Annotated in this window: 23 protein-coding genes and 3 pseudogenes; 6 read left to right on the top strand and 20 right to left on the bottom strand. The window is 43.8% G+C overall.

Features of this window, described 5'->3' with window-relative positions; all coding sequences use genetic code 11:
* Positions 1–568: 568 nt before the first annotated feature.
* A complete protein-coding gene (locus ACQEXR_RS17400) occupies positions 569–997 on the bottom strand; it encodes a hypothetical protein (protein ID WP_427020824.1) in 429 nt (142 codons plus the stop codon).
* Between the two features lie 182 nt (positions 998–1179).
* Here ACQEXR_RS17400 and ACQEXR_RS17395 point away from each other — a divergent pair.
* Positions 1180–1347: pseudogene (locus ACQEXR_RS17395) on the top strand (IS66 family transposase); the annotation flags it as partial.
* Positions 1348–1518: 171 nt separating this feature from the next.
* Here the strand turns inward: ACQEXR_RS17395 and ACQEXR_RS17390 are convergent.
* The 5 genes from ACQEXR_RS17390 to ACQEXR_RS17370 all read right to left on the bottom strand — a co-directional run bounded on the left by ACQEXR_RS17390 (position 1519) and on the right by ACQEXR_RS17370 (position 10093).
* Positions 1519–2190 carry an amino acid adenylation gene (locus ACQEXR_RS17390; protein WP_427020823.1) on the bottom strand — a complete coding sequence of 224 codons (672 nt, stop codon included), beginning with the start codon at positions 2188–2190 and terminating at the stop codon, positions 1519–1521.
* A gap of 51 nt (positions 2191–2241) precedes the next feature.
* On the bottom strand, positions 2242–3435 hold the full coding sequence (locus tag ACQEXR_RS17385; protein WP_427020822.1) for a restriction endonuclease subunit S: 1194 nt from the start codon (positions 3433–3435) through the stop codon (positions 2242–2244).
* The gene (locus ACQEXR_RS17380) at positions 3432–5027 is read right to left on the bottom strand and encodes a type I restriction-modification system subunit M (RefSeq protein ID WP_427020821.1); all 1596 of its coding nucleotides are present in this window, start codon (positions 5025–5027) and stop codon (positions 3432–3434) included. Before ACQEXR_RS17380 ends, ACQEXR_RS17385 begins: the two co-directional genes overlap by 4 nt.
* Positions 5028–5096: 69 nt before the next feature.
* Complete coding sequence (locus ACQEXR_RS17375) at positions 5097–8546, bottom strand: DEAD/DEAH box helicase family protein (protein ID WP_427020820.1); 3450 nt, start codon at positions 8544–8546, stop codon at positions 5097–5099.
* Positions 8547–8608: 62 nt separating this feature from the next.
* Positions 8609–10093, bottom strand: a complete 1485-nt coding sequence (locus tag ACQEXR_RS17370; protein WP_427020819.1) for a sigma-54 interaction domain-containing protein — start codon at positions 10091–10093, stop codon at positions 8609–8611.
* A gap of 322 nt (positions 10094–10415) precedes the next feature.
* Here ACQEXR_RS17370 and ACQEXR_RS17365 point away from each other — a divergent pair, with 322 nt between their 5' ends.
* The gene (locus ACQEXR_RS17365) at positions 10416–10598 is read left to right on the top strand and encodes a hypothetical protein (protein WP_331418321.1); all 183 of its coding nucleotides are present in this window, start codon (positions 10416–10418) and stop codon (positions 10596–10598) included.
* 104 nt (positions 10599–10702) lie between these two features.
* Here ACQEXR_RS17365 and ACQEXR_RS17360 read toward each other — a convergent pair whose 3' ends face one another.
* The 10 genes and pseudogenes from ACQEXR_RS17360 to ACQEXR_RS17315 form a co-directional block, all read right to left on the bottom strand.
* The gene (locus ACQEXR_RS17360; RefSeq protein WP_427020818.1) at positions 10703–11872 is read right to left on the bottom strand and encodes an MFS transporter; all 1170 of its coding nucleotides are present in this window, start codon (positions 11870–11872) and stop codon (positions 10703–10705) included.
* Positions 11869–12561, bottom strand: coding sequence for an aspartate/glutamate racemase family protein (locus ACQEXR_RS17355; protein WP_427020817.1), 693 nt, complete (start codon positions 12559–12561; stop codon positions 11869–11871). Before ACQEXR_RS17355 ends, ACQEXR_RS17360 begins: the two co-directional genes overlap by 4 nt.
* A 109-nt stretch (positions 12562–12670) precedes the next feature.
* Complete coding sequence (phaC, locus tag ACQEXR_RS17350; protein WP_426950288.1) at positions 12671–14449, bottom strand: class I poly(R)-hydroxyalkanoic acid synthase; 1779 nt, start codon at positions 14447–14449, stop codon at positions 12671–12673.
* Positions 14450–14504: 55 nt separating this feature from the next.
* On the bottom strand, positions 14505–14852 hold the full coding sequence (locus tag ACQEXR_RS17345; protein WP_138970951.1) for a phasin family protein: 348 nt from the start codon (positions 14850–14852) through the stop codon (positions 14505–14507).
* 35 nt (positions 14853–14887) lie between these two features.
* The gene (locus ACQEXR_RS17340; RefSeq protein ID WP_427020816.1) at positions 14888–16096 is read right to left on the bottom strand and encodes an acetyl-CoA C-acetyltransferase; all 1209 of its coding nucleotides are present in this window, start codon (positions 16094–16096) and stop codon (positions 14888–14890) included.
* Between the two features lie 12 nt (positions 16097–16108).
* Complete coding sequence (locus tag ACQEXR_RS17335) at positions 16109–16849, bottom strand: SDR family oxidoreductase (protein ID WP_427020815.1); 741 nt, start codon at positions 16847–16849, stop codon at positions 16109–16111.
* A 679-nt stretch (positions 16850–17528) separates the two neighbouring features.
* Positions 17529–17774 (bottom strand): annotated as a pseudogene (locus tag ACQEXR_RS17330) (hypothetical protein); the annotation flags it as partial.
* Positions 17775–17853: 79 nt separating this feature from the next.
* Positions 17854–18069: a hypothetical protein gene (locus ACQEXR_RS17325; RefSeq protein ID WP_206208554.1), complete on the bottom strand. Its 216-nt coding sequence runs from the start codon at positions 18067–18069 to the stop codon at positions 17854–17856.
* Position 18070: 1 nt separating this feature from the next.
* A complete protein-coding gene (locus ACQEXR_RS17320; protein ID WP_331418329.1) occupies positions 18071–18340 on the bottom strand; it encodes a hypothetical protein in 270 nt (89 codons plus the stop codon).
* Positions 18337–18639 carry a biotin/lipoyl-binding protein gene (locus ACQEXR_RS17315; protein ID WP_427020814.1) on the bottom strand — a complete coding sequence of 101 codons (303 nt, stop codon included), beginning with the start codon at positions 18637–18639 and terminating at the stop codon, positions 18337–18339. Before ACQEXR_RS17315 ends, ACQEXR_RS17320 begins: the two co-directional genes overlap by 4 nt.
* A 99-nt stretch (positions 18640–18738) precedes the next feature.
* Between ACQEXR_RS17315 and ACQEXR_RS17310 the strand changes: the two genes are divergently transcribed.
* On the top strand, positions 18739–19485 hold the full coding sequence (locus ACQEXR_RS17310; RefSeq protein ID WP_427020813.1) for a TetR/AcrR family transcriptional regulator: 747 nt from the start codon (positions 18739–18741) through the stop codon (positions 19483–19485).
* 64 nt (positions 19486–19549) lie between these two features.
* Here the strand turns inward: ACQEXR_RS17310 and ACQEXR_RS17305 are convergent, their stop codons facing one another.
* Complete coding sequence (locus tag ACQEXR_RS17305; protein WP_427020812.1) at positions 19550–20719, bottom strand: MerR family transcriptional regulator; 1170 nt, start codon at positions 20717–20719, stop codon at positions 19550–19552.
* A 152-nt stretch (positions 20720–20871) separates the two neighbouring features.
* The gene (locus ACQEXR_RS17300) at positions 20872–21867 is read right to left on the bottom strand and encodes a zinc transporter ZntB (protein WP_427020811.1); all 996 of its coding nucleotides are present in this window, start codon (positions 21865–21867) and stop codon (positions 20872–20874) included.
* 316 nt (positions 21868–22183) lie between these two features.
* On the opposite strand from ACQEXR_RS17300, the gene maoP reads away from it, so the two are divergent.
* Both maoP and ACQEXR_RS17290 read left to right on the top strand, forming a co-directional pair.
* Positions 22184–22534, top strand: coding sequence for a DUF413 domain-containing protein (gene maoP, locus ACQEXR_RS17295; protein WP_331418334.1), 351 nt, complete (start codon positions 22184–22186; stop codon positions 22532–22534).
* Positions 22534–22707: pseudogene (locus tag ACQEXR_RS17290) on the top strand (glutathione synthetase); the annotation flags it as partial. The gene maoP and the pseudogene ACQEXR_RS17290, both read left to right, overlap by 1 nt.
* 241 nt (positions 22708–22948) lie before the next feature.
* On the opposite strand, the gene ACQEXR_RS17285 reads toward ACQEXR_RS17290, so the two are convergent.
* Positions 22949–23455, bottom strand: a complete 507-nt coding sequence (locus ACQEXR_RS17285; protein ID WP_331428163.1) for a DUF3087 domain-containing protein — start codon at positions 23453–23455, stop codon at positions 22949–22951.
* A gap of 110 nt (positions 23456–23565) precedes the next feature.
* Entirely contained in the window at positions 23566–23835 is a 270-nt protein-coding gene (locus ACQEXR_RS17280; RefSeq protein ID WP_427020825.1) for a hypothetical protein, read from the bottom strand.
* A 221-nt stretch (positions 23836–24056) separates the two neighbouring features.
* Between ACQEXR_RS17280 and ACQEXR_RS17275 the strand changes: the two genes are divergently transcribed.
* Positions 24057–24875 carry a M14 family metallopeptidase gene (locus ACQEXR_RS17275; protein WP_427020810.1) on the top strand — a complete coding sequence of 273 codons (819 nt, stop codon included), beginning with the start codon at positions 24057–24059 and terminating at the stop codon, positions 24873–24875.
* Positions 24876–25044 lie beyond the last annotated feature (169 nt).

Raw genomic sequence — 25044 nt, 5'->3', positions numbered from 1 at the left:
GCTTTCTTATCCATATTGTCCATCCTTAGCCTTTAAGGCTTAAGTTTAGACAGTTACACAGAATTCAGGACACTCTCGAGTGTTCGAAGACCGACTCACTGAATATATGTAACCCTGCCCTTTCCTTTGGAGCACTTAATGTGCTCCTTTTTTATAAATAAGAATGCCACAACCTTCATCTAACTGTCGTTCATCCAGAAGTTAACCTACATCCAAAAAGAGTCGAAAACTGTTACATTAAATCGCTATGATATGTAATATCGAAAGAGTAAAAACATTCCAGTTCAAGGGCTTTAAAATGGAATTATTAGTAGCACCACTAATTGTGCTTCTTATCTTTTGGAAAAAGCTATCAGCCGACGAATGGATAGCCTTAACTGTATATGCTTTGTATGCCATAAGCTTGATAACTCTAGTTAGTCTCCCTAAGCACTCAAAGATAGGGCCCTTGTTCATAGGCCTCCCATCATTACTAATTTTAGCCTACATCTACTCTGACTTTACTGACCATAATCCTAAGTTAATAAAAGCAACTTCAATGATCATGTTTATCGTTATCGTACTTTTACTACTCTACTTTCAACTTGTCGTATATTGATAATAGATCAACCTCAAGATTATAACTCTCGAGCCGTTCATCAATATTTCTGATAGTTTCTAGTTCCCCTTTCGTTAATGTAGACAAATCTCGATTGTTATAAGTAGAAATGGTTTCAGGAATCTTTGAACCACCGAGGCTTTGTACGTAATTGGATTCTTCTATTTTTGAGCAACGCTCCACTCTCAAGCCTCTCACAATCGGTATATATTTAAGCTCCTCAGGAGTAACATCACGCGCTGTTAAATCTTTTTTTCGCTGCTCATCATTAACACATTGTCCTATTTTTTGGTAATACAAATCTTCCACCTCACTAGCACTAGCACTAGCACTAGCACTAGCACTAGCAATGAAAGACCAAAGTAGATTAAAAACAAACGTAATATTAGCGAGTTTCATTGTATAAACACTTCCAAAACAATTTTTCTTGATAAGACAAGCCAGCTCTCATGTACATTCTTGCAGAGATACCCTCGACCCTTCGAACGAGTATTGGATTTGAAGACCTCATTGCTTTAGATAATAGTTCAAAGTCTGTGGTGTAAATCTTATAGGAGGACATCAACACTCCATTGCCACCAAAAATATCTAATATTGCAACCTCAGATGCTGGCGATAAATTCCGAAGTCGGATCCATACGCTCATCGAAACCTGCAAGAAGCGTGGGCTATCAAGCTTATCTCTACTGTCGGAGATCGTGCAAACGGTCACTGCGCGTCAGCCATATCCAAACGTTCTTGGCTTGTAGAAAAACGTCAACCACCCACTGGTGAAAGCTTACGCTGCTTTTCTCTAGCAACTCGTTAGCTTTGTGGTAATCGTTTTTTAGTTGTGCCTTTTTTACTTGTTGCAAACTAGTCAATCGTTTGGCTTAGTTTGAAATAACGAAAGTTGGTTAGAGATAATTGTAAAGACATCGCTAACGCCTAAACGGAAGCACATTGCTCATATCAGTTAAAGGAGCATTTACTTTCGTGATCTGCTGAACGTATTCAACTAGTCGCTCAACTGGGATGAAGCGCTGCTTCTTGTTGTTCACCTTGATGCTTTTAGTTTGACAATTGATATAGCTAGAAATTTCAAACGCCAGCGGCTGGCTTAAGCGATCGAGATTTCTATCCTCTAAGGTTTGAGTGACCCATTGGGCAGCGTCGGCTATATGGCCGTTAATACTCAGGTCGGTGTTTTTTATCCAGTGTGGCGTAAACTCAATATCATTGAGTTTTGATAGCAGTTTAGCGATGTCATAACGGCTGATTAAGCCGCTTGTTTCCAAGGAATTGGCTTCTAATGCTTCCACAAAGGCAAATTGCCACTCTATTTTTAACCGATTAGCGAGTTCGTCGGGCGAGAAAATCATTCGATTAAGCTGAATAAAGTAGGTGAAGCGGCTGTTGGCTTCACAAACGATTAAAGTTTTCTCTAGCGAACGGTAGCGGTTTTCAATCAGATGCACCTGCCAGCTCATGGTAACGGCATCCGAGCTCAGTTTATTAACTCCTGCTTGTTTACCCTCTCCAACTGGCAAACGCTTAAAATCGGCTTTGAGCCATTTGTTGAGTGCATTGGTGGCACTGAGTTGAAGTTGCATACAAACCTAACCTTTGATCAAAAAAGAGGCATCCGAAGATACCTCTGAAATTTATAGTTGGCCTGAAAAGGCTTTTTGGGAAAGAGAGTTAAAAAACTCATTATCATATTCATAACTTTGTTTGAGCTTACCAAGTAATGTATCGGTACGATGCACCACAGACTCAAAGTTGAGCTGCAATTCAATAGGAGGACAAATAAGCTCTTGTTCCTTCATAATCGCTGTATTTAGATTGGGTTGCGTGCCGTCGGGAGCGATACGCCTAAAATGTTTTGTTAGCTGATTAAGCCACTTCAATAAGAATATCTTATTAAAATCATTATCAATGTTATCAAAAGCTAACCAGCCATCGTGAATACAACCAGGTTTCTTTAGAATGCGAGCAAAGCCAAGACTTACACCACAGTTTGCAAATATTAACGCCCCTTCATCAAGATACACACTTTTCTGAGCCCCAGCCTCTGTTACAAACTCCTTTGTTTCGTGTAGGTAAATTTGGTCTCCTTTCGAACCATCACCAATCTTTATCCAAGGTACATTTCCACCTAAATAGTCTTTAATGGGTCTAGGGGAAGCACCGCGCCTAATTCTCAAAACTTCTCCCAGTGGTCTAACCTCCCACCCCTTCGGATTCGTTACCGGATCACCAAACATATCCAAAAACACGCTGCGTAAAAACTCATCGGCAAGGTCAATGGCTTGTTTGCGTTTCTGGCGAATGGCATCAGCTTTATCCAAAATGGCAGCGATACGCTTTTGTTCTTCTAGTGGTGGAAGTGGGATTTGCAAAGCTCGTATGTTTCCCAATGAAACGAACTTTTGAGTCCCCCCTCTAGCATTTTTTTCGAACTGCTGAGTTACAAGAGAACTACCTAGCAAATGATAAAAATATCTATTGAATACTTGGGATTTTGAAAACTTAAACAGTGCGACATTCTTAATAGAAAAGTCTCTATCACCTTGAACAATTACCGGATTACCAATAGTTCCAATCATGGCGTATAGAATATCGCCATCATCAACGGCCGAACGTTTACTTATCTGCTCATGGTCTTCCGCTGAAATATTTGTACATGTCGAAAAATCAATCTTCCCATTTTTTAAGTTTTTTGACGTAACTAGCGGAATCCCGTCCTCAACCGGTTTGGGTGAATCATGCGTACCATCACGAATATCAATCACTTTGCCAGCTTCAGCCCATTGCCATCCTGATGGTAATGACGTGTTGCATCCAAGTTTGATCATAACATCGACTCCAACTCATTTAAGTCAGCCAGAATCTCGTTCTCAAGCACTTTGAGCTTTCCTAAAATCACTTTGGGTTCTTCATAACTTTCTTGCTCGTACACCACTTGTTTATATTTGTTGAGTGACAAGTCGTATTTATTCGCTTTGATGTCGTCTTTCGCTACCAAGAAGGCTTTTTGAGTTTTGTCTGACCACTGCTCGGTTGATTCGCCTGCCATTACCGCCGCTTGGTAGGCTTTATACTGCTTAACTAAATCTGGCAGGTCATTGTCTTTGATTGGGGTACGCTTATCATCGAGCGACTTACCATCGGCCTGCACGTCGTAGAACCAAACGTTATCGGTGCTACCACCTTTGGTGAAAATCAGAATCGCTGTAGAAACTCCCGCATAAGGCTTAAACACACCACTTGGTAGTGAGATCACTGCTTCCAACTGGTTGTCTTCCACTAGGTGTTTACGGAGGGTTTGGTGCGCTTTAGAGCTACCAAATAACACACCATCAGGGACGATAGTTGCTGTGCGGCCGCCGACTTTCAGCATGCGTTGGATCAGTGCAACAAACAACAGCTCCGTTTTTTTTGTTTTGACTACTTTAAGCAAAGCAGGATCGACGTCTTCTTCATCTAAGCTGCCCTTAAATGGCGGGTTGGCTAGGATGATATCAAAGCCGTTTTTCGCTTCATCAGGGAAGCGCTCAATAAAGCTTTGGCTTAGGGTGTCTTGGTAGTGAATATCTGGCTGTTTTACGCCGTGCATCACCAAGTTCATTGCAGCGACGCGCAGCATGGTAGAGTCGAAGTCAAAGCCGTGGAACATATCTTCATCAATGTGCCAACGATTAGAAAGTAAGTCACCTGCGTACAGGGTGTTAAACACCGGGTTACCATGCACATCTAGAACTGGTTTACCGTCTACATCAAACGCTTGCTCTTTCTCTGTACCTTCTGGCGATGAGTACTTCTCTAGCAGGTATTCGTAGGTCGAAGACAAGAAGCCACCGGTACCACAAGCAGGGTCACACACTCGGTGTGTTTCTTCTACATCAAGCATTTCAATCATCGCGCGAATAATGTGGCGCGGCGTACGGAACTGGCCATTGATACCTGCGGTAGTCAATTTAGACAGCAAGTACTCGTATAAGTCACCTTTTACATCTTTGTTTTCTAGTGGCAGTTCACTCACCAACTCAACCGCTTTAACCAATAGCGACTGTTTTTGGATCATTAGCTGCGCATCTTTCATAAACTCAGCAAACAGGGTGTCATCAGATGTGAGTTGTTTGAAATACGGAAAGAGTTCGTCTTTTACCAGTGGGTATAACTTTTCTGCGCCAAGGTGACGGAAGTTTTCCCAACGGATATGCTGTTTATCCTTCTCTTTATCTTCACTGATTGGAAAGCGGCGATTAAATGGCTTGCCCGTTCGTGCGCTACGTTTTTCGTCGTTACGCTCGTTCATGTCTAGCATGCGGGCATACATCAAATAAGTAATTTGCTCAACTACGGTTAACGGGTTGGTGATCCCGCCCGTCCAAAATTCTTCCCATAGTTTGTCAATTTGGCTCTTTAATGCGCCTGATGTAATCATTATCTGTTCTCTATATTCTTTTATAGCAATTGGTTGTAGTGTACTTGGCTGGAAGCCATTGCCAAAAGGTTAATTCACCACTTTCTCGACACTTGCTTGTTTCTCACCCAAATGGACACTAAAGCGGCGAACAAACTGTTCCACCACATCCGCTTGAGCAGGGATTGGAAATACGCCATCTAAACCAGCATCATCGATCTGGTTGAATGGTGCGTCGTACAACTGTTCAATATCAACGCTACCGTAGCGACAAAGGTGATTTTTGAGCATGCCGATAAAGCGTTGTTGTCTTGAATTAAGGTGTGTATGTACTTGCTGCACAAAGACTGTAAACTCATTTTCAATCGCTTTGGCATCCATGCCAACGATGGTACGCAAAATCTGATCGAGCCCTGCGGTGGATTCCGGGAAGAACTCTTTCAAAATCGAAAGATCGACATTTGGGTTTTGGGTATGCACAAGCGCGTTAAGCATCTCTAAATCGGCTTCTGTCACCGATTGTCCAGCGCGTATTTTCTGCAGCACTTCATTGGATTCAAACAATGGTGTCAGCGTTTTTTCGACCTCTTGTTTATAAATCTGGTAGTCCACTGTCACAATATCGGTTTTCACCTCTTCTGTACGATATTCAGCGGCATCTTCTTTTACGTCTAATACAGGTGTTGGCTTAGGTGGCGGAGTCGCACCTTTATCACGCAAATGGATTACCGTTCGAAGCTCGCTCAAACAAGCCTCTAATTCATGGTGGTCAGCATCATTCCAGAAGTTGGGCTGCTGCACCTGCTTAATGGTACTGGCCTTACTGCGCACTTCGTTAAGGTGCATCGAAAGTGTGGTGACCTTGTCCATAATCGGCATCGCAACAATATCGACCTTGGAAGGTTGTTTGAGTTTGACGAGCTCAAGTTCTAAGAACTGGAGATCGAGTCGCAACGCTTCACTCTCACCAGTAATTGGCTTCCATTGCATTAGCGGAGCCATCGTAGAGCGCAGTAGCTCCTTGGTATCCGGAGCCATTTGGTGCAAGGTTTTCTCATTACTTAACTGCGCTTTGGTTTGCCAGTTTTCTCGCACTTCGATGGTTTTATCGTTAAGCGAATCGATATCAGCTTTAATCTGTGGAACCACCGCGTCGAAGATATCCATCTCTGCACGTTTGAGTGCCTCATCAGCCAAGTTTAGCCGCGCTTCAAACACCTTTTGCGCAAGAGACTTACCTTTAGCGCCATCGTCTTCATCTGGGTTCATTTTGAAGTATTCAAAGTTGTTCCAGTGATCGAAGATCAAGAAATGTTTTTTATGTTCGCCTGGGCCAAACAAGTTCTCACACAAACGGGTACCACGACCGACCATTTGCCAAAACTTCACTTTCGATTTAATCGGTTTAGCAAACACAAGGTTAATACATTCCGGTACATCAATACCGGTATCGAGCATGTCGACAGACACCGCAATGGTGATTTCGTCTTTGTTGCCTTCGGCACTTTTGAAGTTGTCGATCAGTTCATCCGCTCGTTCGTATTTCGAGTGAATCACTCGACAGAAGTTGCCGCCCAAGTCAGGGTACATTTCAGCAAACAGATCGGCGATAAGTTCAGCGTGTTTGATGCTACGAGCAAAAATGATCGATTTACCTGGCAATTGATTGTCGACATCTTTAAGACCACGTTCCATCAGATTACGGATGATCTGGCGGTTGGTGTCTTTATTGAAGATCGCTTTGTCAATCAGCTTTGAATCGAAATCGAGTTCATTCGGGTCAATGCCTTGATCTTCAAGTTCAGCTATCTGCTCATCAGTGAGCTCATTACCTTTAATGCCATCACGTAAGAACTTGGTGGTATGAGAAACGACTTTGAAAGGGACGAGATTACCCTCTTCAATCGCCTGTTCTAGCGGATAGTTCGCCGTTGGCATTTTGTAGTCACAGCCAAACAGCTGGCTGGTCGAACGGGAAATCATCTCAACTGGCGTTGCGGTCAAGCCCACTTGCAGTGCATCAAAATACTTAAATAGCTCGCCATATTTGTTGTAAATAGAGCGGTGCGACTCGTCGGCAATAATGAGGTCAAAGTGACCGACATCGAACTCTTCGAAGGTTTGCATCATGCCAGGGTAAGTGGCGATCACAATACGCGCTTTGCTCGCGAGATCTTTTTTGCTTTTACCTTTTACGAATAACGGCTCTTTGGTGAACTCGTTAAATGCATTTGCCGCTTGCTTGCGTAGCTCTTTACGGTCACATAAAAACAGTACTCGCTTTGCCCAACCGGCATCAAGTAAACGCTTGGTCAGCGCAATAGAAACGCGCGTTTTACCCGTACCTGTTGCTTGCACAATCAGCGCTTTGCGGTGCTTATCGCTAAACCGTTCACAGACACGAGTGATCGACTCCATTTGATAGAGTCGACCTGCGACTTCGGTATCAATCGGTGTGCTGTTGAGATCATTTTTCAAAGCACGCTGCTGGATAAGGTATTGCAGACTGTCTTTAGAGTAGTAACCAAACAGTTTACGTGGCACGTAACCCTGAGCGTCATCCCACAGCCAGATATCGTAACCATTGGTATAAAAAATAACTGGGCGCTGACCCGTTTGTTTTTCTAACGCATCGGCGTAAATTTTAGCTTGCTCTTGTCCTGCTCGCGCATCTACTCGGGTTTTCTTCGCTTCGATAACCGCCAGTGGTTTGCCGTTGTCATCCCAAAGTACGTAATCACAACGACCTTTGCCTGATTGCGTCGGTTGACCATCTACTTCGTACTCTTTGGATACTTGTTCAGTGCTCACCTCTGCGAGTGCAACGTCCCAGCCTTCACTTCTTAGCTCAGAATCGATCAGACGTTTACGAGTTTCCGCTTCGTTAAAGTCGAAGCTATTTTTCAACTTAAGGGTGTTGCGCTTTAGCTTATCAGCTTTGGTTTGATCAACTTCCAACTTGAGCTTACTGGCAGTCTGCTGGGCCAACAACTGGGCTTCTTTCGCTTCGTCAAGCTCTTTTAACGCCTGTATAAGCTGCTCACTGTTCTGGGCGAGCTTTTGCTGTAGCTGTTTGTTTTTGCGCTTAAAATCCGCTTTAGACTCCCCCTCTAACGGAGCATTATCAGGTTGAGTATAGCGAGGGCATTCTTCTTGGGAGCCATCCCCATAGGCGATGAAAAGCCAGCAGCCAATAAGGTAGGATTCTTTGAGTAGCCAGAGCGCATCATGCTGATTGACATATCCGTCATGGGCGGCTTTGTTTCCGCCTTTGCGTACAGCATGAAATTTATCGAGAATATCTTTATGGATGATGGCAGTAAACGAGGCACTGGTCAGCTTGTCGTGAACCGACGCATTCGGCAAAACAGGTAAACGTAGCTCTCGATAAAGATAACCAACGATTTTTTCCACATAGCAACGAAGCTTAACCATCGAGCTTTGAGGATCAGTCACCGCATAAGCTTCGGCAAATGCGCCTAGTTCAGCCAGCTCTGGCCAGTCTTTTCTTAGATGTTCAAAGTTCACTGACGTTTTCACTCTTATTGTACTCCTGACCTCGATGAGCAATGGGTGTGCCAACCCTGTTTTAGCCTGTTTACTTATTCTTCAATGCCTAATTTTGTCATCCAGCCGCTTAACGTTTGATGACTCTTTAGACCTAGTGCTTCAGCTGCTTTGGATTTATTATTGCGACTATACTCTAAAGCTAATTCAACCGCATCTTTCTTAATAGTATCAATGTATTGCTGTATATCCCCAGGTACAGAAAACTCCCCCTGAGAAGATGGTTTTCTGCCTGCACTTAATACTGACGATTGAAGGTCTTCGGCAGAAATAGTGCTCGATTCAGACCATAACACTGCTCGATTCAGTGTATTCCAAAGCTCCCTGATATTTCCGGGCCATGGGTAAGATTTTGCAAAATTTATTGCATCGGTGGAAATTTTCTTACTTTCGAACAAAGGGTGTTTTTCAGCTTGCTGATTGATATCGCTCATTAGTGTTGATATGAGTTCTGGAATGTCTTCAGTTCTTGTTCTAAGTGGTGGCATTTCAATAACCCCGACGGCGAGTCGGTAGAATAAGTCTTCCCGAAAGGCTCCTTGTGATGTCATCTGAAACAAGTCTTGGTGCGTAGCGGCAATAATACGAACATCAACAACCTTAGATTTAACGTCACCGACTCTCGTAATTTCTTTTTGTTGCAACGCTCTAAGTAATTTAACTTGGACATTGAGTGGCAGCTCGCCTACTTCATCTAGGAACAAGGTGCCGCCATTTGCCTGCTCAAATAGCCCTGAATGATCTTTATCCGCTCCGGTAAACGCCCCTTTGACGTGACCAAAGAGAATTGAGTCGACCAAGTTCTCTGGTAATGCACCGCAGTTAACGGCTCTGAATGGTTTATCAGAGCGAGAGCTTGCATTGTGAATTGCTATTGCCATGACTTCTTTGCCTGACCCGCTTTCACCAAGTACAAGTGCAGGTAAATCAGATAAAGCGAGTCTGTGAGCTTTTTTCACTAGAAGCTGCATGATTTTTGACTTTGCTGTTATAGCTTCAAAAGCCGAGCTTAATTGAGGGGTATCTGATGTCAGGGACTGTATAGCGCTAGTGGAGGATTTGGTGTATTCCGTCGCGAAATCGACAGGTATATCCACTTCAATTAACTCACCTTGGGGAGATGTTTGAAGTAACTGACATCTTGCGATGCTCTTACCGAGCAAGACTGAAACTACAGCCATTGCTGGCGTTCCAGATGTAAGATTCAAGTAAATGTGTTCAGAGCCAGCAGAAATCTTACTCAGATGCTTTTGCATCACATTGGTTATAGCTGAATAATCTATCGGTGATGCCAATCGAACTCGTTGGATAGTCACTGAGGTCTTAGAACGACCAGCACAAGCAAGCTTTTTCTCTAGCCAACTTTTATAGTCATGCCATTCATCTTCCCATGTGCTGGCAAGGATAATAATGCTGTCTAGAGTTTTACCTTTCAAAGCAATGGTTGCAATTGAAGCAGGACTATCCAGCTTCATTTGATCAAGATCTGTTCTACCAAGCCAGCTGATTAGAGTTGCCATTTTGATGTCCGTAACTATTTTTACTTATGGGAATTGAGTTTACAGTACATAACGCCAAGCAGATATTCAATTACTATAGTCATTGAAATATTGGCTGTGAGATCAATTACTTTTTAACAGCTAAAAAAACGATAAACATTCCTTTAGACCAATTGCGCCACCGTATGCACGAGTTACCGAAAAATAAAGAGATTGGTAACTACTGCCAATCACTACAACCTTTGTCTAGTTCTCATTCCAAATTGATTTAGATCATTTTTCATTCAATCAATTGAGGTTATTTTGACATTGCGTTAACAGGAAAGTAACAAGGAAGATGCCAATGGAACTGAAACAAGACCCACGCTGCTACACAGATGTTTGCGTTAATGGAAAATGGTTTCACCATGACCACTGCACAACAACCGCATATATGCTCAAAGGCGGCGCTTCGTGTTCAATAGAACTCGAAAAAATGCCGGAAACCGAAAATGAACTTGTGGAACTTATTTCATCACAATTCTAATACTCAGAATCACTTTTCTATTCTCCTTTTCTTCTGAGTAACTGACAAAAATTCACTATATAAACAAGGCAGGTATCCCCCTGCCTTTCTCATTTAACGCTTAGTTAAGCCGCTAACTTACTTGTTTTGTAGGTATTAACGCCAAACACAACAATCACAGCTAACACAAATGGCAATACGTAGACATTCATCGTCCGCCAGCCTACGGATGCCTCTAACCACCCTGACATTAAGGCCGTGATCGTCACACAGCTAAAGACAAAAAATTCGTTAAATGCCTGAGCTTTAGACTTATTGTGACTTTGGTAAGATTGACTAAACAATCCGGTTGCCGCAATAAACATAAAGTTCCAGCCGACACCTAAGAGAACCAGAGCCAAGCTGAAGTGCCAAATCGACTGACCATGTATATTGATGGCAATACATAGAATAAACAGTAAGCCGCCCGACAATATCATTCTTCTGGCACCAAAGCGTTCTATCAGACGGCCGGTAAAGAACGCAGGAACGAACATACCCAGAACGTGCCATTCGATCACGCCCGCCGCTTTATTAAAATCGAAGCCGCAACCAATCATAGCGAGCGGTGTCGCCGTCATCAGGATATTCATGACCGCATATGCCACCATTGCAGCGAACACAGACACCATAAAGTTGGGCGCTCTGATGATCGTCGCTAATGAGTCGACTTTGGTGACTTGCGTCGCTGACAGTGGCTTAGGGAACTGAATAGTTTGCAATAAGCAAAGCGCACAAATATTCAGGACAATCAGTGCCATAAATGCCCCAACATAAAGCCCATCGGAGGACCATTGCTGAGAGTAGATGGCCAAGTTTGGACCCAGTATGGCGGCCAACACGCCACCAGCCATTGAGATCGATATCGCACGATGCCTTGCACTTTCATCACACACTTCAATGGCTGCAAATCGGTACAGGGTGCCAAAACCGATCCCAATCCCCAACAAGAAAGTACCTGCGCAAAACAGAGAGAAAGCCTTTATAGACAAAGCATATGTCGCTAAGCTGGCTCCGCTAATACCGATGATATTACCAATGCTAAACCCTTTTCTACGCCCCAGCTTACCCATGATCAAAGAAGCTGGAATCGTCGCGCTCATCAAACCTAGAAATTGTACTGCGACAGGTAACGTAATCAGACTGCTATTGGGAGCCAGTGTTTTTCCTACCAATCCAATAACAGAAATCAAAAGGATATTGCCAGTCATTAATAGCGCTTGGCACAGCGATAAAAGCCAAACGTTACGATTCATCGCAGTGCCTCTTTTACCGCAGCCTCAACGTGAATCATTACGGTATCGAACAAAGGCACTCGCGTGTCTGCCTGTTCAACCAGTAAACCAATCTCGGTACAACCAAGGATCACCCCTTGTGCTCCATCGGCATAGAGGTCGTCAATAATGGTGAGAAAGTCATCCTTGGAACGTTGACTGATCTGCCCTTGACAGAGTTCATCGTATATCACGGTATGAACGAGTTGACGCTGAACGCCATTTGGAACCACAACTTCAATACCATATTTATCGGTTAGACGTTGCTTATAGAAGCCCTGATCCATCGTATATGCTGTGCCTAATAGGCCAATTTTAGTGATTCCCTGCTCTGTTAACGCCTCACCAGTCGCATCCGCAATATGGAGAAGCGGGATGGAGATCGCCTCTTCAACCTGCTGCGCCACTTTGTGCATGGTGTTGGTCGCGATAAGAACAAATTCTGCGCCCGCTCGTTCTAAAGACTGCGCCGCCTGACAGAGAATATCAGCATTGGCTTGCCAGTCGCCTGAGCGTTGTAGCGCTTCAATTTCAGCAAAGTCGACACTATTGAGTACCACTTTTGCCGAGTGCAAACCGCCTAACGCACTTTTTATACCTTGATTAAGCTGTTTGTAATACGTCACTGTCGACTCCCAGCTCATTCCGCCAATAATACCGATGGTTTTCATTCCGTTCCCTCTCCTAACCAGTTAAACCCACTAAAACAGATTGATGTAGAGAATACAAACAAAAAGCCTCTGGTGGTTAACCAGAGGCTTTAATCTTGCACTGAACAGACTAGTTGTCCGACGTGATCGGTAAGGTCTGTTTGACGTATTGTCCAGGCGCTGCTTCAATTGCAGGGAACTGTTCATTTCCTACCGTAAATGGCGCTACCTGTTCGTCTGGATTGAACGACAACAACCACTGGTGCCAATGCGTCCACCATGACCCCTCACTATGGGAAGCATTTGACAACCACTCCTCTGCACTATCGTCCAGAGAATCGTTCGTCCAGTACCCATACTTCTCTTTGGCTGGATGGTTAACAATACCAGCAATATGACCCGATTCACCAAGCACAAAGGTTTTGTTTCCGCCAACGTTGAGCGCACCACGATAGGTGCCCTGCCACAAGGCGATATGGTCTTCTTTAGTTGAAACGAAGTAACTTGGGATCTTGATTTTATTCAGGTCGATCCATACACCGCCAACTTTAACGCCTTTATCCGCCACCAACTTATTGTTGAGATATAGCTCTCTTAACATAAAGTTATGCGTATCCGCCGCGACGTTCGTGCTGTCACTGTTCCAATACAACAGATCAAAATCTACCGGGCTATTGCCTTTAAGATAATTATCTACGTAGTAATTCCAGTACAGGCTGTTTTCACGTAACAGGCTGAAAGTGACACTCAACGAGCGTCCGTCCATGTAACCTTTGGCGTTATTCTGCACTTCGATTGCATTGATGATGGTATCGTTAATGTACGCCCCCACTTCACCAGGCTGCGAGAAATCGAGCAAGGTAGTGAAGAAGGACGCGCTCTTAATGCGTTTCTTCATTCGCTTCGCAGCGTAGTAGGCAACCGTGCTTGCCAGAACCGTCCCGCCAATACAGTAGCCTGCGGCGTTAATCTGTTCCTGACCGGTGATATCTTCAATGGCACTGACCGCTTTCACGACACCTTCAGTGACATAGTCGCCAAACTCGACATGCTGCTGAGACTTCCCTGGGTTACGCCATGAGATCATAAATACCGCGTGTCCCTGTTCCAGTAACCAGCGAACCATAGAGTTCTTTTCTCGCAGATCGAGGATGTAGTATTTATTGATAAAAGGCGGAACAATCAATAACGGTGTCGCGTTGACCGTTTCCGTCAACGGGCGGTACTGAATCAGTTCAAACAATTCGTTGCGAAACACGATGTCACCTTGGGTATTGGCAATATCCTCACCTAATCGGAACGCATTATTGTTGGTCATACGAATCTTGAGAATATCCGCACTCGACTCAACATCTTCTTTCAGTTGTTCCAAACCCGCTAATAAGTTCTCACCGTTTTGTTCTAGTGTCAGCTTAAGTAATTCTGGATTGGTCGCAATGTAATTGCTTGGTGACAGTGCATTGATGGCTTGTCTAGAAAAAAAACTAATGCGCTCTTTGCTTTTCTCATCAAGTCCTTCAATGCTGTTGATTGTCTCAAGATAGGTTTTGCTAAACAGTAGATAAGACTGTTTGATGAAATTAAAAAAGATGTCTTTTTGCCACTCTTCGTTAGAGAAGCGCTTGTCACCTTTCTCTGCGCTGACGACGTCCTCTGTGTTGGCCGTAAGCGCGACATTTTGCCAAATCTGCAACTGCTGTTGCCACCACTCGGCCTGAATTTTAAGCAATGCCGCAGGCTGATTCGCCGCGCTTTCGAATAACTTGGCGGTATCTTCGAGGTTAACCTCTTGCATTGCTTTATTGAGTGGGGAGTTTGCGGCTGCCCTGCTCAACTCTAGATCTTCCCACCACTTTTGATTGGTTTCTTGGAGCTTAACAAGGTAGTCCGAAAAGAAGTTTTGTAACATATAACGACTCCTAAGATCGGAAAAGAGCCGCCTTTCGGCGGCAAAAAAGTCAGTGTTATGCAGGAGTCACTGTCTTAAGGTTTTCCGATGTCATTTGCTCAACATCGTCTTTGAACTCTTTCGCAATCGCCTGAAGCTTGTTGCTGTCGTCCATCATCTGTTGAGAAAGTTTGGTTAGTGCCGCTAGCTGTTGGCCACTAAAAGCGGTCAGTGACGTCGCATCTTTGATTTCACTGGCTGCTTTCATCTGAGCGAGACCCATATCGCTGTAAGTACGAATAGCGTTAAGCTGAAGCTCAGTGAGTACTTCAACATTCTTTGTCACTAGCTTGTTGAATTTTACGTATGGTTCCATTGTCTTTTCTGTTTGATCTGCAAACGTCTTGAAAAAATCTGTGTACATGGTTGGTACTCCTAAGTTAAGTCCATTTAATTGGGTTAGTTAATTGATTTGATAACAACAGCAGTCCCCATACCGCCGCCAACACAAAGTGAAGCGACACCGTATTGATTTCCACTGCGATTAAGTTCATGGATGAGTGAAACTAGAATTCTGTTTCCGGAGGCCCCGAGTGGATGACCAAGTGCTATTGCACCGCCATTAACATTGGCTTTATCAAGAATTGAGGAGACTGACACACCGTGCTTTTCAGCCAGTTGGTTAATCACACCCAGTGCCTGAGCAGCAAACGCTTCATTGAGCTCATAGACACCAATATCATCTGTAGTCAGTTGCGCTTTTTGCAATGCGAGGCTGACAGCTTCAACAGGGCCAAGTCCCATGATTTCGGGTTCAAGTCCAGACTGAGCATAGCTAACGACTTCAGCGATTGGTGTAAGCCCGTGCTCCTTCACCGCCGATTCACTTGCGACGATGATGGCACTGGCACCATCATTGATTCCTGACGCATTGCCTGCGGTAACTGTCCCTTCTTTATCAAACGCTGGACGCAGGTTTGACAAACCAGTCAGAGTCGCGTCAGGCTTTGGATATTCATCAGTATCGAACACGACGGTCTCACGACGTTTTTTAACATCAACCGAGACGATCTCTTGCTTAAACTTACCCGCCTCAATTGCAGACACCGCTTTTAACTGACTTGCCAATGCATATTCATCTTGCTGCTGACGGCTAATACCCACCAATTTGGCCACGTTTTCAGCCGTAACACCCATATGGTATTGGTTATAAACATCCGTCAGCCCGTCGTTAATCAGTAGGTCGGTCAGATTCATATTGCCCATTTTGTGGCCATCTCGAATACTTGATGGTGCTGTGAATGGGATTTGAGACATTACTTCTACACCAGCTGCTACCACGATATTTGCATCACCGGCTTTGATGTGGCTTGCGGCATCCATCACCGTCTTCATACCACTGCCACACACCATATTGAGTGAATAAGCAGGAACTTGATGCGGAATACCAGCGTAAATCGCAGCTTGTCGACCAACGCCCATACCTTGTCCGGCACTCACCACGTTGCCGACAATGACTTCATCGATCGCGTCAACCTTAACGCCACTGTCAGCAATCGCTGCTTTGATGGCAATTGACGCTAGATTGCCGGCAGAAATGTCTTTCAACGAGCCACCGAAAGCGCCGATCGGTGTGCGTTTTGCCGCTACAATAAATATTTTTTCCATCTAATCGTCCCTTTAATTCATGTATAAGCCGCCATTTACAGAGAGTGTTTCCCCTGTAATGTAGGCTCCAGCATCACTAACTAAATAAGAGACGGATTGTGCAATTTCGAGAGGCGTTGCAAGACGTCGCATTGGGATCTGCTCTTTAATTGATTCGAGGACTTCTGGACGCATATCTTCGACCATAGGAGTGCCAGTATAACCTGGTGCCACAACGTTAACCGTCACACCACTTCGAGCACCTTCCGCTGCAAGTGCTTTAGAAAAACCGATCATTCCGGCTTTGGCTGCAGAGTAGTTAGTTTGACCAAACTGTCCTTTAAGACCGTTGACTGAAGAGATGTTGATTACGCGACCATTCCCCTTTTCACACATCGCAGAAAATAGGGGCTGAGTAACATTGAAAACACTATTAAGGTTGGTTTCGATAACATCTCGCCACGCAGAAGGAGACATTTTTTTAAACAGACCATCTCGGGTGATCCCAGCATTATTGACGATCACGTCAATCGTTCCCTCTTCCTCAAGCAATTTAGCTAGTCGCTCAGCACATTGCTCGGTGTCTGTTACGTCAAGCTCAAACAATCGAACCTGATCTTGGTTAAATCCTTTTTCATTAAACCATTCCAACGCACACTCATAATTACCAGTATAGTAAGTGGCGATGACTCGGTAGCCATCCTCGACGAGTTGTGAGGAAATAGCAGAACCAATTCCGCCTTTCGATCCAGTGATCAAAGCGATCTTCTTCATTAAAAGACTCCATTCTTTACAGCAATTAATAACCAAAACAAATATTGAAAAGCTCTCGTAATATATTTGTCATTGCGACAAACATAGAATAAATAATCTAAGGCTTTTTACTTACCTCTTATTAAACTAAGCTAATACCTAATTATTACACTTCAAATATTTTTTCACTTTTTATGCATAAAGGTGAACAAGGTCTCATATGGAATGAAATGTTATATCCTTGTTAACAATCGCTATCTAATTGATTAAACTAGACTTTAATTGAACTCCCATTCTATCAATAACATCTATCTTGCTGTTTTTTCACGGTATATTAGTATTTACACTTATTTCATTAGTCTTCATCACTCGTTTAATGACAATGATTATCATGCAGTATAATTTTAAAATGAGTAGTTAATTATCAGACTATCAATATAGTCATTAGCATTAACAATAAGATTAATAATTGAGATGAAGATGACTTATTAAATGTAAGTTAATGATTGATTTAACAATCAACAAGAACAATATCGTCATACTTTAGTATAATAAGGAATGATATTTTGTTTAATTATGTAATGACATTAATTTAATTCTATTCAATATCAATTTGTGTCAATTATCGACTATAGAAAGATAAAAAAGCCCGAAATTTCTTTCGGGCTGGCTTAAAACGAATCGAGGTTCAATCCATGAATTATCCAGCAGTGGAAGGTTTGATTCGGTAAAGAATGGCAAACAATACCGGTACGACAATAAGGGTCAGTACCGCCGCGAATCCAAGACCCGCCATAATCGTAATTGCCATTGAGCCATAAAATGCGTCAAACACCAAAGGAATCATTCCGCTCAGACTAAGTAAGCCAAGAAACGCCGTGAAACTAAAAGGCATATCCATCGCTAATAAGCCGATTGGTGTTCCGCCAAACGCCATCTGTAAGGTTTCAGAGACTTCTTGCTTAGAGATGCCAAGACGACACGCCTTCGATTCATTGAACTACGGTACTAATTCTTTAGTCCGTTCACGCCTGCGCATCAGCCAACTTTTGCCTTACCTTGGTATCATTGAGGACAGCGATTACCTGACCATTGAAGGTACGAAACTGACTCTCTGTAGCTTGAGCGACAGTGAATGTATCAACAACAAGTGGATTCAGTGGGCGATGTTCCGTTTCCGGCATACACGCGGTGAGTAAACTCAAAGATAAGCCAGCGGCAATCCAATTAATTCGATTCATCTCAAATACCGCCCTCTTTAGTCCATGCTTTTACTTGTTGGCCTGAGACTAGATTCTCGACACCCGCCTGCACAATCAGATCGGCCTGCTGAAGACCCGCGATAACATTGCCGTTGACATCGAGTGTGACATCAACGGGGGTAATTACTTGCTGTTGAGGATCGAACTTGAAGAGTTGGCCATGTTGACCACTCTTACTAATCCAAGCGCTTGGTGAGATATCGACTTTAGCAAAGCGTTTTTCATTGAGCAGGCGAACCTGTGCCGTCATTCCAGGTAAGCCAGATCATACTCTGCGTTCTTCGCATCGTATGCCAGTTGGTAGTCGGTAGGATCGAGCCAAGCAAGAAGCTGTCCTTTCTTCACGACACTGCCCATTCTGACGTCCACTACCTCAACTTCACCGCTGACTTGAAACGACATAGATGCACGATCAGTCGCATCAATATTAGCGATAAAGCGATCGTAACGACTGTTTTGTAGATCAGGGATCTCAACGAGTTTTATTACACGAATGCGCAGCATGTTAGGATTGTCTGACAGATCAATATTTATTTTCCATACGTTCAATAAAATTCAGAAATGTACTATGCTATTTATGCGCTTGATTGATGAAATCCCCACGCTTTTCTGGTAGAAAGAGAGCGTTTTTAGAAATTGACGGTAACTATGACTGAACGAAAGCAAGGCCGAAGAAGTGCCCAAGACGCAGAAAAAACCAAGTGTGAGATCATGCGTGTCGCTACAGACCTATTTTGCGAACTGGGTTACGAGCGAGTATCACTGAGGAATATTAGTGATAAGGCGGGGGTATCTCATAGCCTCATCCGTCACCATTTCGGCAGCAAAGAACAGATATGGTACTCGATTAGTGATGGGCTACATCGCTATATGGAAAGCTATATACAAACCATCATTGGCAACATGCCCAGCGATGTAAGTTCAAACATTAAGTTGTACCTATTCGCTGTGCGCTTGCTAGCGCATATGCTCGAATGCAAACAACCTATCCAGTTTATTGCTGACGCGGTTCGTCAAGAAGACGCGCTATTTGACTACTTTATTGATAATTCGGGCGAAATAGAAAGTCTCGTCAATCGTTTAGCTGAGCAATACAACCAAGAGCACCCGCAAAATCAGGTCAAAATCTGGGAAATTAAATGGCAGATGATTATGTTTGCACACAGTGCGGCGAGTTTGACGCCATTTATGAAAGAAACATGGTCCGACGAGACCAATGAATTACAAGTCTGTCTGCTCAACCACTGGCAGATATTTAACCGAATGATGGCATGTCGCTTTGAAGTACCTCAAGAAATAGTACTCAATCCGCAAACTCTGTCTGAACTGGTTTACGAGATCGAGTGCTCTGATACCAACCAATGTACCGATGAAGATTTTACTGAAGAAATGTAAACAGCTTCGATAGAACGCATGATATATGCCCTCACGCCAATATAGCTCAGAGGGCTTATTCGAGTCAGTTTTTGGCTAAAACGAACATGTGGTAGCCAAACTCATCTGCCAGTTCAGTACACAGTTTAACTTCTCGCTTAATGTCTTTTAGCGCCTGCGACTCTCCCATTTCCGTTTCCAATTCTGCGACTCGACGCTTTAACGGAGCATAGTAATTCAGCCATGCTTGTGCGCTTTGTGGGAAATGGTTGATCACCTTATAGCCAGCCTTTTCAGCTTGAATCAAACGCATCTCAATAGATTGAATGTCAGGATACTCTTGGCTCCAGAATTCCAACGCCTCATCACTAGGCTCAGCAGCACGCCAAACCATATCACTGATGACTAACAACCCATGTTCAGAAAGCAAAGGTCGCCAAGATTTGAGAGCCTTTTCTACTCCCATAATGTATGCGCTACCTTCTGACCAAATAAGATCAAAGCTTAGGTCATCAAAAGGCAAGTCGGTCATACTTGCACACACTGTTTCGAGGCGATGAGTGATCCCTTGCTGTGAAAAACGTTCGGTGAGTCGCGTTAACGCTGATTGCTCGTTGTCGACCGCTACAATTTCCGCGGTACAAACGTCCGCTAATACCTGAGTAGCTAAGCCCTTGCCACAACCGACCTCCAAGATCCGCTCAGGTGTAGAGGTCACTAACGAAAATGCTTTGGCTGTATCGACTTCACTACCTGGCCCCCAACGCTCAAGCGTCTCGAAAACTTTCATAAAGTCTGCCATATATACATCGTGTTCGTTCATATCTTTTGATAACCATTTAAGTCGCAACGCTTCTTTCTCGCTGAAACCTTGCTTAATTAACCATTCCAAATGAGCATCTGGAGCCAGTTTGTCTAACCCCGTATGCCAGCCTTTGCTCTCTTCTTCTCCGAGCAGTGCTGCGAGAAGACGGCGCGATTTCTGCTTCTGCTCAATTTCTATATCAAGAGCTTCAAGTCGGTTTCGTAATAATTGCCGGTCTACCTTGGCTTCAAGGCATACTTTGCACTCTTTTAGTGTCAGTCCCCCAGCCAATAATTGCTGGATCAAACGCACGCGTTGTAACTCCTTATCACCATACACACGGTAACCGTTAGATAGACGATGACTAGAGATCAGCTTTTGCTTTTCGTAATAAAGCAAGGCTGTGCGCGACAATCCAACAAGTGCTGCTAGCTCAGAAATTTTGTACACAAACTCTCTCCGCTCCTTCAATGGTCATGGAATATAAACTATAAAGTTATAGACAGGTCAATAACAGATAACTCGACCGCTTTACTTGCTGAGAGCCTCAAATTTGAATGCTGATATGAGATTTGTGGTTTGGAGGATAGAAAAGACGCTGATTAAAGCCACTTTTTCCACGACAGAAACACTGCTAACAGAGCAGTTCCGCCAAAACATATCGCCACAACAATCCAAAAGCCCATGCTATTTTCGACACCAGGCATCCCGCCGACATTGATCCCCATTAATCCGGTAAAGAATCCCAGAGGCAAGAAAATAGCGGCAATCACCGTCAGGACATAGCTGCGATTGTTTAGCTGCTCAGAAATACGACTGAGCAATTCCTCTTGCGCCATAGAAGCACGCTCTTTTATCGTATCGATATCTTCGACATAGCGAATTTGTCGGTCGGCGATACTACGCAACGCAAGTCGGTCAACATCACTCAGCCATTCTAACTGTTCCACTGCCAGGCGGTTTAAAGCCTCTCTTTGCGGGGCAATATAACGTCGAATGCCGATACTTTGCTGTCTAAGACGAAGTAACTGAGAACGAAGCTGCTTCGCATCACCATCTAATATGTTTTCCTCAACGCCTAACACGCTATCTTCTATGACGTTAATGGTATCGTTCATTCTCGCAACGATGCGGTCAGTCCACTCAATCAGCAACACTGGGATTGTTGCAGGGCCAGCATTCTCATTAAGGTTGGCGACAATATCTTGTGTCGAAAGCAGCATTCTTTTTCTGCTACTGATTAAGATTTTGCCGTTCGTCCACAGCCGTACCGAGACCATATCTTCTGGATTGGAGCCAGGATTGAGATTCACACCTCGCAAGATGAGCAAGAGGTTATTTACCCGAGTCAGCACATGCGGTCTGTTTTCACTGTTCAGCAAACCATCTACAGCTATCTCATTGAGTCCACTGCATCTTTTTATCCAGTCGCGCGCTTCTTGATGACTGTAATCAAAATGCAGCCACAAGCCACTTTCGGATTCATCCCACTGATTGACTTCTTGCCATGACAATTTTCGACTACCGCCATTGCCATCAAGTAACAACGCGTGAATTAAGCCCTCAGGTTCTTTGTCCGTCGTAACAAATCTCGACATTTTCTATTCCATTAATATCTATCATCGATAGCGAGTGAAACCACTAAGATTAACGCCATCTGTCGCGTTATTTACCGAAGTATATGTTTGCCTTGTACATCGATCCAACAGGAGATTTAACTAAACGCGAGAGTTGAGCCATTTGGCTCAGTTTAGTCTATTGTTTATTTGTTAATCGGGTAATTATGAAGGCGATAAAATCATGCAATTTAATCACAATGCATTGTTATAACGACAAAAATTATTTGTTGTTAACTTTGCCAAACTGCGAATATCTTTCGCATACCAATAACCCTACTTAATCGAGACGATTGCAATGTCTTTTCAAGAAATTCGACAAGGTAAAGCGCACTTCTATGACAATGTCCATTTCTCACGTGGATTTTCTAAATCTGGAGACTTCACTCTAGCTGAAGATCAGTTACTCACGTTTTATGGAAAAACGTTACTCGGACTCGAAAGTGGTGAGTTAACTCCAGAGAATCAAGCTGAATCTGATTTCCTAGACGTTATTCAAGGAAAGAAAGAGCCAACCACTAAGTTAGAGCGTACTTGGATGAAGTACATAAAACTTGCTCGTGGTAGAAAACGCTTCCATACATTAAACAGTAAACCAACAGTCTCTGATGATGACTATAACAGCTATGACCTAGTAGAGGACGACTAATGCACATTTGTTTCCTTATGTACCCGTGGGAACGCGTGTGCCCAGAAACCGATACCACTCTTCGCCTTGTTCACGAATGCGCAGCACGTGGACATACCGTGGCGATCACAACAACCAGTGGACTGACTATTCGAGACAGCACTGTGTATGGTTTCTGCAACGTAATTAAAAAGGTCAGAAGATCACGGATAATATCGGCAAGTGTAGTTTCCGCTATCACGATTTGCTCGATGAGCTTATGAATCGCGGTTGGTTAAAGAAACTCATTTTCTTACCCACTGTCATCAATCAAGATGATAGCAATACCACGCTAAACTATCTGATTGATTCTCTGGCTATCTAAGTTTATAGACAAGCGACTATTTAACAGATAAAGCGTCTGCTGTTCACTGACACTCAACGCACAGATGAGAGTTAAAACGACTTTAGGATCTCTGCGTGGTAGTTAGCAATATCTATCTCAACGCCAAACTCCTGCGCCCATTGTTCAAGCTCTCTTTGCGCCGACTCTAGGCTATTGATCGTTATGGTATTGTCATCCAACTGCCATAACTGACGTGAACCATCATAGCTAAACTGAAGTGCCAGCATTGCCTGTGGATTGCCCTCCTTTGCCGCAGCTTTCAGTGCTCTACTCTTGCGATAGATATGATTTAACGCCTGTTTAAGCTCCCATACATAGACGACTTCATGCATCTTGGGATGAGTTTTAAACTTGAATAAAATGGTCACGACGAGTAGCGCACTAACCACAACGCCAAGCAGATTCCAATGGAAGTGAGAGCCTGATTCGGCAGGGAATAAATAAATTAATGTCTGTGATACCGCTAGGCTCGATAAGGCTAAAAAGGCGATGCATGAGACAATAACCACATTCAAACGTGAACGGTATAACTGCTTGTCGATTTGTTGTAGTTTCATCAATAGTCCATTGTGTTGCGTTTATTTACATGACGTCGAGAGACTTACGATTATACATTGTGAATAGAATCAAATAAGCGATATTTTGTTGCAAATGGTGTGCTAATCCGTCACCTGTGGCAACAAACAATGGTCGGCACTTTATGAACAGAAAGTGCCGAACCCATTCGCCGGCAATCACAGTCAGACAAGGTGAAGGCCGCCCCGGCGGGCCTAGTTTGTAATAACACCTTAGCCCTCTGTGGCGCTAACCCATCCAAGCTCTCTCGCCATCGCTCAATTTGTTCAATGACAGACTCCACACTCTCCTCGTATCTTGGATAAGGCGTACACTCACCTACCCCTTCAAGGCCTTGGTAACTAATGGTTACCCTCACCATGTGGCAATGCGTTCTGGCACCTCTCGAAATAACGAATGGCGTGGCGAGCTCAACAGTGTACGGTTCAGCATGTATCTTCATGAAATCACCCAACGCCGGACTGATCGCTTCTGCTGTTCCTACTACTCTCCCCTACGCTATCCTTTTGAACCTACTTCACTTTCATAATTTTGCTGGTATGCTGACGACGTTCAAGATATTTTTTTAACAAGGACGTAACAATGACTCAATCTACTGCCTTAGCCTATCAGTGGCATAGTGAGATTTTTGAGTGTCAAACTAACGATATTGATCGTTTTTACCATTTGTTGGAACAACAGATAAACCGCCTTGGTCTCTCCAAGAGCATACTAGGAACCTCAGGTGAATACCCTGTATGCCTGCTACAATCGTCACAACACATTACCACTAATCCTAACCTGATGATTAGTGCCGGGTTTCATGGCGAAGAGGCAGCCGGACCATGGGGATTAGTGCATTTTCTATCGAGTTTAGATCCGTATCTTTTCGCACAGGTGAATCTTAGCTTGCTGCCACTGGTCAATCCTACTGGCTTTGCCATTGGTCAACGATTTAATCAGCTTGGCGAAAACCCTAACCATGGATTTTACCTTGAAGATGGTACTCCGACGTCAGGGAGAGGAACATCCATCGAAGCAAAGATACTCATGAATCATACATCAACCCTGTTGTCCGCGAGTCGAGATGGAATACTGACCTGCCATGAAGATGTGTTATTGACAGACACCTACATCTATTCATTCGAACCACAGCAAATTCCGGGGCGTTTCAGCGAAAACTTAAGAGATACCCTCGGACAGTTCTTTGCTGTCGCAGCAAACGGGGAGATTGATGATTGTCCGGTTCAAAATGGTATTATTTTCAACCATTTTGACACCTCGTTTGAATCGTTCCTAGTGCAGCAAGGAAGCCACTTCGGCTGCTGTAGTGAAACGCCTGGTCAACAGAATATCGACCAGCGCATTTTGGCCAATGCCGCAATAATGACGGAGTTTGTTAACATCGTTAAACGCGTCTAGACATCATTGCCCTTTAGATATAACAGCGAGCCTATTGAGCTTAATGCCGATCAGTTAAGAGATAAATGATCGGTTGAACGATCCTGCAGATAGCTTATAAAGGCTCTAAGTTTCTATAACTTTGAGCCTTTTATTTTGCAATTAACTACAGCCCTAACACTCGCCAATC

Source organism: Vibrio sp. TRT 2004 (assembly GCF_050113735.1).
GTDB lineage: Bacteria > Pseudomonadota > Gammaproteobacteria > Enterobacterales > Vibrionaceae > Vibrio.
This window is presented reverse-complemented; position numbering and strand designations above follow the sequence as displayed.